Origin of the sequence: Micromonospora sp. NPDC051006 (assembly GCF_044456245.1) — a bacterium.
Taxonomy (GTDB): Bacteria; Actinomycetota; Actinomycetes; order Mycobacteriales; family Micromonosporaceae; genus Micromonospora.
The window spans coordinates 357275-363888 of record NZ_JBITFP010000005.1; the positions used below are offsets into that span (position 1 = coordinate 357275).

Annotated in this window: 7 protein-coding genes; 3 read left to right on the forward strand and 4 right to left on the reverse strand. The window is 71.1% G+C overall.

What is annotated here, in order from left to right:
* Positions 1-3: 3 nt before the first annotated feature.
* Positions 4-657 carry a hypothetical protein gene (locus ACIBBA_RS12350; protein ID WP_396696473.1) on the forward strand — a complete coding sequence of 218 codons (654 nt, stop codon included), beginning with the start codon at positions 4-6 and terminating at the stop codon, positions 655-657.
* Between the two features lie 134 nt (positions 658-791).
* On the forward strand, positions 792-2132 hold the full coding sequence (locus ACIBBA_RS12355; RefSeq protein WP_396696475.1) for a hemolysin family protein: 1341 nt from the start codon (positions 792-794) through the stop codon (positions 2130-2132).
* A 23-nt stretch (positions 2133-2155) separates the two neighbouring features.
* Here ACIBBA_RS12355 and ACIBBA_RS12360 read toward each other — a convergent pair whose 3' ends face one another.
* From ACIBBA_RS12360 to ACIBBA_RS12375, 4 genes are all read right to left on the reverse strand, one after another.
* Positions 2156-2470, reverse strand: coding sequence for a PRC-barrel domain containing protein (locus ACIBBA_RS12360; RefSeq protein WP_396696477.1), 315 nt, complete (start codon positions 2468-2470; stop codon positions 2156-2158).
* Positions 2457-2837 carry a PRC-barrel domain-containing protein gene (locus tag ACIBBA_RS12365; RefSeq protein ID WP_396696479.1) on the reverse strand — a complete coding sequence of 127 codons (381 nt, stop codon included), beginning with the start codon at positions 2835-2837 and terminating at the stop codon, positions 2457-2459. Before ACIBBA_RS12365 ends, ACIBBA_RS12360 begins: the two co-directional genes overlap by 14 nt.
* Positions 2834-4060 (reverse strand): NRAMP family divalent metal transporter, encoded by a 1227-nt coding sequence (locus tag ACIBBA_RS12370; protein WP_396696481.1) that lies wholly within the window; start codon positions 4058-4060, stop codon positions 2834-2836. The genes ACIBBA_RS12365 and ACIBBA_RS12370 overlap by 4 nt, the downstream gene beginning before the upstream one ends.
* A 124-nt stretch (positions 4061-4184) precedes the next feature.
* A complete protein-coding gene (locus tag ACIBBA_RS12375; protein ID WP_396696483.1) occupies positions 4185-4598 on the reverse strand; it encodes a PaaI family thioesterase in 414 nt (137 codons plus the stop codon).
* A 78-nt stretch (positions 4599-4676) separates the two neighbouring features.
* On the opposite strand from ACIBBA_RS12375, the gene tyrS reads away from it, so the two are divergent.
* The gene (tyrS, locus tag ACIBBA_RS12380; protein WP_396696485.1) at positions 4677-5963 is read left to right on the forward strand and encodes a tyrosine--tRNA ligase; all 1287 of its coding nucleotides are present in this window, start codon (positions 4677-4679) and stop codon (positions 5961-5963) included.
* Positions 5964-6614 lie beyond the last annotated feature (651 nt).

Consider the following 6614-nt stretch of genomic DNA (forward strand, 5'->3'; position numbering starts at 1 on the left):
GGGGTGAACTGGCTGGAACTCGTCGGCTGGGTCGGCTCCGTGGTGCTGGTCTGGTCCCTGCTGCAGACCCGCATCCTCCGGCTGCGTGCCCTGAACCTGCTCGGTTGTCTGATCCTGATCGGCTACAACGGCGCCGTGCAGGTCTGGCCCATGGTCGGGTTGAACATCGTGCTGGCCGTGATCAACGTCTGGTACCTGCGGAAGATGCTCGCCACCCGGCACGACGAGGCGACCTACCAGGTGGTCGAGGTCGGCGTCCACGACCAGTTCCTGGCCCACACGCTGCAGGTGCACGCCGCCGACATCGCCCGGTTCAACCCCGGCTTCGAGTGGCCGGCGCAACCGCGGCCAGCCGCCGATGAGCGTTCCGCGTTCCTGGTTGTCCGCGCCGACGAGGTGGTCGGTGTGGTGCTCGCGCACGCTGAGGCGCGCGGCGTCGCGCAGATCGACCTGGACTACGTCACCAAGCGGTTCCGCGACTTCACCCCGGGGGAGTTCGTCTACCGGCGCAGCAGCCTCTTCACCGACCGGGGCTTCCGCCGGGTGGTCAGCCCGCCCGGCATGGTCGCCCCGTACTACCACCGGCTCGGCTTCCACCGCGAGGGCGACGCGTACGTGCTCGACCTGCCGGAGCCGGCGGTCGCCTCGCCGGCCTGATAGTCGGCTCACCCGGACGGTGGACGGAGGGTTCACCCCCCGAGGAGTTGGGCACTGATGCGCGTACGCCGGCCGGGGCCTCCGGGCGGCGGCGCCGGCGCCGTCCGGCGTCTCGGGTGAGGGAGAGAGCCGGCGTGCAGAGCTACTGGGGCCAACTGGCCTTGGTCGGAGTCCTGGTCGTCCTCAACGCCGCTTTCGCCGGCAGTGAGATGGCGCTGGTCTCGCTGCGGGACAGCCAGGTGCAGCGGCTGGAACGCGCCAGCCGCGCCGGCCGGGTGCTGGCCCGCCTGGCGACCGACCCGAACCGGTTCCTGGCCACCATCCAGATCGGTATCACCCTGGCCGGTTTCCTCGCCTCGGCCGCCGCCGCGGTGTCCCTGGCCAAGCCGCTGGTGCCGCTGCTGGGCGGGCTCGGCGACGCGGCCGAGCCGGTCGCCATCGTGGTGGTGACCCTGGCGCTGACCTTCGTCACCCTGGTCTTCGGCGAGCTGGCCCCGAAGCGGATCGCCATGCAGTCGGCCGAGCGCTGGGCGCTGCTGGTCGCCCGCCCGCTGGACCTGCTCGCCAGCCTCACCCGACCGGCGGTCTGGGCCCTCGGCGCCACCAGTGACATGGTCGTCCGCCTGGTCGGGCTGGACCCGCACCCGCAGCGCGACGAGATCAGCCCGGACGAACTGCGGGACATCGTCTCGGGCAACCACGGGTTCACCAAGGAGCAGCAGACCATCATCGCCGGTGCGGTGGAGATCGCCGACCGGCGGCTGCGCGCGGTGCTGGTGCCCCGGTTGCAGGTCTTCTGCCTGGACAGCGGGACGACCGCGGAGGCGGCCCGGCTGGTGCTGGCGGCCACCGGGCACTCCCGTGCGCCGGTGGTCCGGCACGGCGGGCTGGACGACGCGGTCGGCGTGATCCACCTGCGGGACCTGGTCGGGGTGCCGGACGACCGGCCGGTCGACGAGTGCGCCCGGCCGCCGATGCTGCTGCCCGACTCGCTGCCGGTGGTGGACGCGCTGCGCCAGTTCAAGGCCGAACGCCAGCACATCGCGCTGGTGGTCGACGAGCGTGGCGCTGTCGACGGCATCGTCACCCTCGAGGACATCCTGGAGGAGATCGTCGGCGAGATCTACGACGAGACCGACCGGGACGTGCGTTCGGTGCGTACCGAACCCGACGGGGCGCTGCGGCTGCCCGGCACCTTCCCGGTGCACGACCTCCCGGACGTCGGCGTGACGCTGCCGGGCCGGCCGGACGGCGACTACACCACGATCGCCGGCCTGGTGCTCGCCTGCCTCGGGCACATCCCGACCGTGCCGGGGGAGGACGTCACCGTCGACGGTTGGCAACTGGAGGTCGCCCGGATCGACCACCGGGCCATCACCGAGGTCCGGCTGCGCCGCCGCCCCGAACCTACCGCCGACGCCGAGCCCGAGCCCGAGACCGAGGCCGAGCCGGCCCTCGACCAGGCGCGCGGCTGATCGGAGCCCGGTGATCCGGCCGATCAGCTCACCGGCGGAGGGCCGGTGGGGAAGTCGGGCACCGGCGGGTCGAGCCGGACCTGGTCGAGCGGAACCAGCCAGGTGCTGCGGGCCAGCCGCCGCGCCACCAGCCGGATCACCCACGGCCCGGACGGATGCCGCTCGGGCCCGATGAACCGGCCACTGACCCGGCCGTACCAGTGGCCGCCGACGACCACGTCGGTGAGCCGGAGCCGGCCGTCGGGAAACCCGCCCCGCACCACCAGGTCCACCACCTGGCCGAGCCGCCGGCCGTGCCGGTCGTACGCCGTCCGGCCGAGCAGCTCACCCGCTCGCATGGCCCGATCCGGGGATGCGGTCGATGAGGTGCCGGCGCAGCCACTCCTCCACCGGCGACTCGGGCAGTTCGTCCGCCCGGGCGCTCAGCCACACCGCGCTGTCCACCCGGGTGACCAGGTGGAACGGGATCCGCAGCGCGGTCACCGGCCGGTCGGTGACGAGCCGCTCGGCCGCCAGGATCAGCAGCCGGCCCAGCCGTCCGCCGACCCTTTCCCCGAGCGCGCCCGGCCCCACCAGCAGGGTGCGCACGTACGGGACCTGGTCGTCGTCCAGGTCGAACTCGATGTCGTCGACCTTGCCGACCAGCCGCCCGTCGACGTCGACGAGCTGGCGGTCCAACAGCTGCCGCCCCAGCTGGAACCTCACTGCCCCATCCTCGTGGTGATCGCCAGCGGGATCGCGGCGATCGAGGCGGCAACGATGAGCAGCAGGAACACCGCCCCCAGCAGGTTCATGAAGCGTCCGTTGACCCGGTCGCCGAGGTACGTCCGGTCGTTCGCGACGATCAGGATGGGCAGGTACGTCAGCGGCAGTGCGACGGCGCTGATGATCAGCATGTACTCGGTGAGCGTGATCGGGTCGACCGTGGTGAGCAGCACCAGCACCCCGAGCAGGATGCTCACCAGCAGCACCGCGTGGAACCGGGCGGCCTCCCGGGGGCTGACCCGTTTGCCCCACTGCCAGCCGAAGTACTGCGCAGCCGCGTACGCGGCGGAGAGCCCGGTCTCCAGGGCGGCGCCGAAGGTCACCGCGAAGAACGCCAGCGCCGCGACGGCCAGGCCCACCGCCCCGAACGCCAGCACCGCCGGCTCCGCCACCTGGTCGAGCCGGTCCACCGACACCCCGGTCGGGTGGAAGACCACCGTCGCCGTGGCGATCAGCGACAACGCGAGGAACCCGCCCACCGGGAACCCGATCAGCACGCTGGAGCGGGCGTCGGCGAGGTCGGCCTCGCTCCACCGCTCCTCCACGCCTCCCGAGGAGAAGAAGACCACCTCGTACGGGCTCACCGTGGAGGCGAAGAGCGCCACCGCGACGAACCAGTAGGCGGCCCAGCCGTATCCGGCCTCGGTCGGGTCCACCACCCCGCGGGCCAGGCCGGCCCAGTCGGTGGGCAGCGCGAACAGCGCGACCGCGAACACGACCAGGGCCAACCCGGCGAGCCCCCACACCCGCTCCATCAACGGGAAGCGCATGCGCCAGAGCACCAGCCAGACCACGAAGCCGGCGATCGGCACCCAGACGAGGTACGGCAGCCCGGAGGCCAACCGCAGCGCGAGCGCCACGCCGCCCAGCTCCGCCGCCAGGGTGAGCACCGTGACCAGGTACGACGCGACCAGGTTGAGCAGCGCGATCCGTGCGCCGAGGCGCTCGCGGACCAGGTCGAAGACCGCCCGTCCGGTCACCGCCGCGATCCGTCCGGCCATGTCGGCGTACGCGCAGATGCCGACCACGCCGACCAGCAGCACCCAGGAATGGCTCATCCCGAACCGGGCGCCGGCCTGGCTCGCCGCCACCAGGTCACCGATGTCCACGAAGCCGCCGACGGCGGAGAGGACGCCGAGGGTCGCGGCGAGGAGCTTCCTCACGTCGGACCGGCGGTGGGCGGTGTCATCGACGCGACGATAACCGCGCCAACCACCTTAGTTGCCGCAAACCGGTCAGCCGCCGGGCGTCACCGCCGTGCCTGGCGCCGGCGTGGTGTGGCGTGGGTCAGGCGGCGGGGGCGAGGTTCTGCAGCCGGACCTGGCCGCGGGCGACGAGCCTGTCCTCGCCGTCGATGATCGCCACCTGCCAGAGCTGCTGGCTGCGCCCGCGGTGCACCGGCGTACCGACCGCGATGAGCTCGCCCTCCCGGACGGCGCGCAGGAAGTCGGTCTGGTTCGCCACGCCGACGACCGTGCCACGATCGGCCAGCCAGAGCGAGGCGCCGACGCTGGCCGCGGTCTCCACCACCGAGCAGTAGACCCCGCCGTGCTGGATGCCGAACGGCTGGTGCAGCTCCGGGCGGACCTGCCACCGGATGACCACCCGGTCGGCGGTCGCCTCGTCGAACTTCAGGCCCAGCAGGGCGACAAAGCCTCCGGTCAGGTCCGGCTTTTCCACGGCGAACGCCTCCTCGATCATGAGAGGGCCAGCGTATCCGGCGGTGTTCGGCGAAACCCGGTACGGTCCGGCGCCGGCGATGGGGGAGAATCGGTGACCGTGAGCGACAGCAGCCTCCCGCCGTCCCGGCGGGACTCCCTGACCGATGACCTGCTCTGGCGGGGCCTGATCCAGGACTCGACCGGCGTCGACGAGCTGCGCGAGCTGCTCGACGGCGGAAGCGCCACCTTCTATGTGGGCTTCGACCCGACCGCGCCGAGTCTGCACGTCGGCAACCTCATGCAGGTCGTGATGGGCCGGCGACTTCAGTTGGCCGGGCACCGCCCGCTGCTGCTGGTCGGCGGGGCGACCGGCCAGATCGGCGACCCGAAGGAGAGCGCCGAGCGCACCCTCAACCCGCCCGAGGTGATCGCCGGCTGGGTCCAGCGCATCCGGGACCAGCTCGCCCCCTTCGTCTCGTACACCGGGGAGAACGCGGCCCAGCTGGTCAACAACCTCGACTGGACCGGCGAGATGTCGGTGGTCGAGTTTCTCCGGGACGTGGGCAAGCATTTCCCGGTCAACAAGATGCTCGCCCGCGAGGTGGTCAAGGCCCGGCTGGAGACGGGCATCAGCTACACCGAGTTCAGCTACCAGCTACTGCAGGCCAACGACTTCTTCGAGCTGCACCGACGCCACGGCTGTCAACTTCAGTACGGCGGCTCCGACCAGTGGGGCAACATCACCGCCGGCGTTGACTACATCCGCCGCCGCGGGGCCGGGCCCGTGCAGGCGTTCACCACCCCGCTGGTGACCAAGTCCGACGGCACCAAGTTCGGCAAGAGCGAGACCGGCGCGGTCTGGCTCGACCCGGAGATGACCAGCCCGTACGCGTTCTACCAGTTCTGGGTCAACGCCGATGACCGGGACGTGGCCCGCTACCTGCGCTACTTCAGCTTCCGCTCCCGCGAGGAGCTGGAGGAGCTGGAGAAGGCGACCGCGGAGCGCCCGGCGGCGCGGCTGGCGCAGCGGGCACTCGCCGAGGAGCTGACCACTCTCGTGCACGGTGAGCGGGAGATGGCCCAGGCGGTGGCCGCGAGCCAGGCGCTCTTCGGCCGGGGTTCGCTCGACGAGCTGAGCCTGGCCACGTTGCGGGCCGCGCTCACCGAGGCCGGGCTGGTGCAGCTCACCGAGTTGCCCGACGTGGCCGGTCTGCTCCGGGATTCCGGGCTGGTGCCGAGCATGAAGGAGGCGCGGCGGGTGATCGCCGAGGGCGGCGCGTACGTGAACAACAACCGGGTGACCGAGGTCGACGCGACCGTCTCTCCGAGCGACCTGCTGCACGACCGGTACCTGGTGCTGCGCCGCGGCAAGCGGTCGTTCGCCGGGGTTGAGCTGCGGCAATAGTCGTACGTCGACGGTGTGACGCGGGACGCGCCCGGTGGATTTGACGATCAATCCGCCGGGCGCGTAACTTTCTCTCTGCCAGCGCGGAACGGACGAAACAGGGCGAAAGTCCTGACAGGCCGGAGCGCGGGAATGACCGCCGGGCGAGAAGTGTTGTCGTCCATCGGAAGCCGAGGGCTCCGGCAGCTGCCGGGAATGACCTCGGAGTCGGATGGGTTGTAACCCTTCAGAACCCGGTACCGGGTGGTGCCCCAACTTCGCCGCGAGGCGGATTTGGTGAGGCGGAACCGACCGGGTATGGTTCACAGTCGGCAGGGCGCCGGGCGAGTTCGCGGGAAACCGCGGCGGCCGGTCTGCCGGACCCCGTTACGAGAGCGGCGAAAGCCGGTCGAGTCGCGGTGCCCGCAAAAGGTTCGAAGCGCGACAAGCCGCAACACAGCGGTTTGACACGGCAGAAACCAGCGGGTAACGTAGTAAAAGTGCCCGGCGCGGGAGCGGCGGGGATGGTGAACGGAATTGCCCCGGATGGGGGCCTCCTGGTGGGGGTTCTTCTGATGGTGTGTGGTTGTTCTTTGAGAACTCAACAGGGTGCTTGATAAGCCAGTGCCAATTATGATTTATACCCCGGACTGGTCGGGCCTTTTGGTTTGG